The 2706-nt window shown below is 51.5% G+C and carries 4 protein-coding genes; 2 read left to right on the top strand and 2 right to left on the bottom strand.

Annotated elements, in window-relative coordinates; translation table 11 throughout:
* Positions 1–158 precede the first annotated feature (158 nt).
* On the top strand, positions 159–308 hold the full coding sequence (locus JCM25156_RS29460; RefSeq protein ID WP_159104992.1) for a hypothetical protein: 150 nt from the start codon (positions 159–161) through the stop codon (positions 306–308).
* A 49-nt stretch (positions 309–357) separates the two neighbouring features.
* On the opposite strand, the gene JCM25156_RS28040 is transcribed toward JCM25156_RS29460, so the two are convergent.
* The gene (locus JCM25156_RS28040) at positions 358–768 is read right to left on the bottom strand and encodes an FkbM family methyltransferase (RefSeq protein WP_407637124.1); all 411 of its coding nucleotides are present in this window, start codon (positions 766–768) and stop codon (positions 358–360) included.
* Between the two features lie 11 nt (positions 769–779).
* Positions 780–1556: a class I SAM-dependent methyltransferase gene (locus tag JCM25156_RS28925; RefSeq protein ID WP_148299392.1), complete on the bottom strand. Its 777-nt coding sequence runs from the start codon at positions 1554–1556 to the stop codon at positions 780–782.
* A gap of 543 nt (positions 1557–2099) precedes the next feature.
* Between JCM25156_RS28925 and JCM25156_RS13180 the strand changes: the two genes are divergently transcribed.
* The gene (locus tag JCM25156_RS13180; protein ID WP_148299391.1) at positions 2100–2321 is read left to right on the top strand and encodes a hypothetical protein; all 222 of its coding nucleotides are present in this window, start codon (positions 2100–2102) and stop codon (positions 2319–2321) included.
* Positions 2322–2706: the final 385 nt, after the last annotated feature.

Genomic DNA, 2706 nt, shown 5'->3' with positions numbered 1-2706 from the left:
AAGCGCGTTTCCTGAAGCTTTTTGAAAAAAAGCTTCACCAAAACTTACTCAGGTTTTGCGGAATGTCTTAAGGGCAGGCTTTTCAAGCAGGCTCTTGGTGCTGACAGATGCCCAATGGGCAAAAATGGAACCGCTGTGTCTTGGCAAGAAGACGGATCGTGAACGCCATACGCGCGCAGGGTGCCTGCATGGTCATTTCCCAGCGCAGGCACCGCATCGACCGGCACCCGTTCGATTCCAGGTCGCGTCATCTCATCGCGATCTTCTTCTGCGAAGCGACAGGGCAGACAGATCATTTACAGCCATGATCTGTCCTGTCGCCGCAGTCATCAATTCACGATAATTCCCAACGGGCCCTTATTTGATTGCGTAGAAAAAACCATTCCCCGATGGAGGCGAACGATCAAACACGGTAAAGCCAGCTTCTACGAGAGGGGCAATAAGATGTCTCTGATTCTTGTCCCGGTGGATCTCATGCCATTCCACCATAAACATCGTTACTTCAGGGAGGAGACCTGAATCGTGAAGGTTCTGGAAAATATTATATTCCGCGCCTTCACAGTCGATTTTCATGATGATGTCGTCATCAGGATGCAGGCTCCGGATCCGACGCAGGGCAGTCGCGGCGGTCTCCATCTGCAGTTCCGTGGGAATGCCGGCACCATCTATATCCGTGTCGCGCGTGGAACGTGATCCCGAATCATCAGAATCAAATACATTAAAGGTAATCGTGCCTTCAACATCGGAAAGACCGATATTGGAGGGGATGATTTTTTTCGCTAGTTCGGGATTGAGCTCAGGTTGGCTATCGCCCGATCATAGGTGGAAGGGAATGGTTCGAAAGAATATATCTTTTGAACCGTAGGGTTTTTAGCGAATTGCATTGATACCAAACCGATGTTCATTCCGACATCCATGACGACGGTTGGGCGCCTGCGCTCAAATCTGTACACTTTCTCAAGAAAAATCTCACCAATCAGATTAATATCATCCCGTACCTTTGCATAAAAACTGATGCCATCCTTGGTCATGATGACGTCATCGCCTTTGATCATGACCCGGAAATCACTCTCGTACCAACGACGTAAAATATCTATGTTGTCCCGGAAGAAAGTCGGTGAATTCTCATCAAGTTTTGGGAATATAATATCAGAACTTAGTGTTGCTTCATCAGTAACTGGGCGATAGGTGTCTATTTCCAGTCGAGCATTACCTTGAACAGAGACGCGATATTCAACCGAATACTTATTCGTAAGGGCGGAAAATAATATCTCGAAATGTGTTTGCCCCGCCCGCAGTTCACCAGCCGCAATATACCTGACACCCAGGATGTCCTGACCATTATTGCAGGCGACGTCGGCAATAGCCACACAATCCCCATCGGCGCATCCAGTCAGATCAATACCGGAGATACAGAAAATAACCTTGTATCTTCCTGGGGCGCGCGTTTCATAAGGCCCCCATATGACATGTCCTTCCTTGCCCAGAACCGTTTGAGCAACGCGGGCTCCGTGAATATTCTTTTCAGACGCAATATGAGTGTTTAGCAATTTCACGCTCCATAAACCCGGAATAAAAATAAAATGATTTGATTATAGTAATATGATGAAAGGATGAGGATCTTTACTGACCTCACATGCATGCACTCGCATGGCGATGCGCCTGAACTCCCTGAACCTGCAGAAGCAGATCGCGATGAGGTAGATGGTGCGACCTGAAATAAAGGCATCATCAAACGGGTGTCTGTCTGGGCGGTTCCCTTTTCAGCCATTCAGCATTCATCAATATAAAGCAATCTATACGGACCTTGATACGCATCCAACAGATTTCCAAGATTATAATGCCTAACAAGAATAAAAAGATAATATATTCTGAGGTTTACTTATTATTAAATGATGTTTTACAGACTGAATTTGCCAGACAGCCTTCAGGAGACGTGTCGTGGCAATGCCGATTTCAGTTACAAGGGCAACCGAAAACAGTCCTGATTCTGACCTCCCCGAAGATAACCTGAACCGGGAATTGGATTCGCGGTTCGCACGGCTGGAACAGGCGGTGGATACGGAGGGGGAAATGCGGTCGTCGCAACCCGCACCGCCGTGGGCACGACAGCCCTGAATGGCTCTATGAACGGGCGGGAATGGAAAGTCGGCAAGGTCGGCCAGATCGCCAAGGCATGTGGCGTTTCGCTGGGGAGGCTCCTGTTTGGTGGTGACAGCCCGTTCAACGCCTCCCCGGTCATATGCCTCGACACCCGCGCGGATGACCGGCTTGATGCGCATTGTAGGGCGAGACGCCGCCCGAACGGTGACGGGCCGTGATCAGTGACGATCCACGCTATCGTGAACGGATCATCGACGTCGAAACCGCCCGCCATCCGTAGGAGAACGAAACCGCCGCGATCCCCATCATCGGCAGGGTGGTCTGGCGGTCGGGGTCGACAGGGAAATGACGGTGTCCTGCCTTTCCGGTGTTTCCCTGCCGCTCCCACGCCAGCACTCCGGCCCCGCATGCCTGTTGCCCGCGCTCCGTCGCATCGGGACTTGTTGACCGGTGGGGGAAATGATGTCCATCATCATAACATGTCACCTCCCCGTCACACACCGTCCGACCAGCCGGGTGCGACCCATGTGCTTGGCCGGTTGCATGACCGGCTGCGCCGCACCCGCAATCACGCGACGCCAGACCCCGCGGCCAGCCGCCAGG

It is taken from the genome of Komagataeibacter kakiaceti JCM 25156, assembly GCF_000613305.1.
Note: the sequence above shows the minus strand (reverse complement) of the source record. Positions and strands in the feature narration are given on the sequence as shown.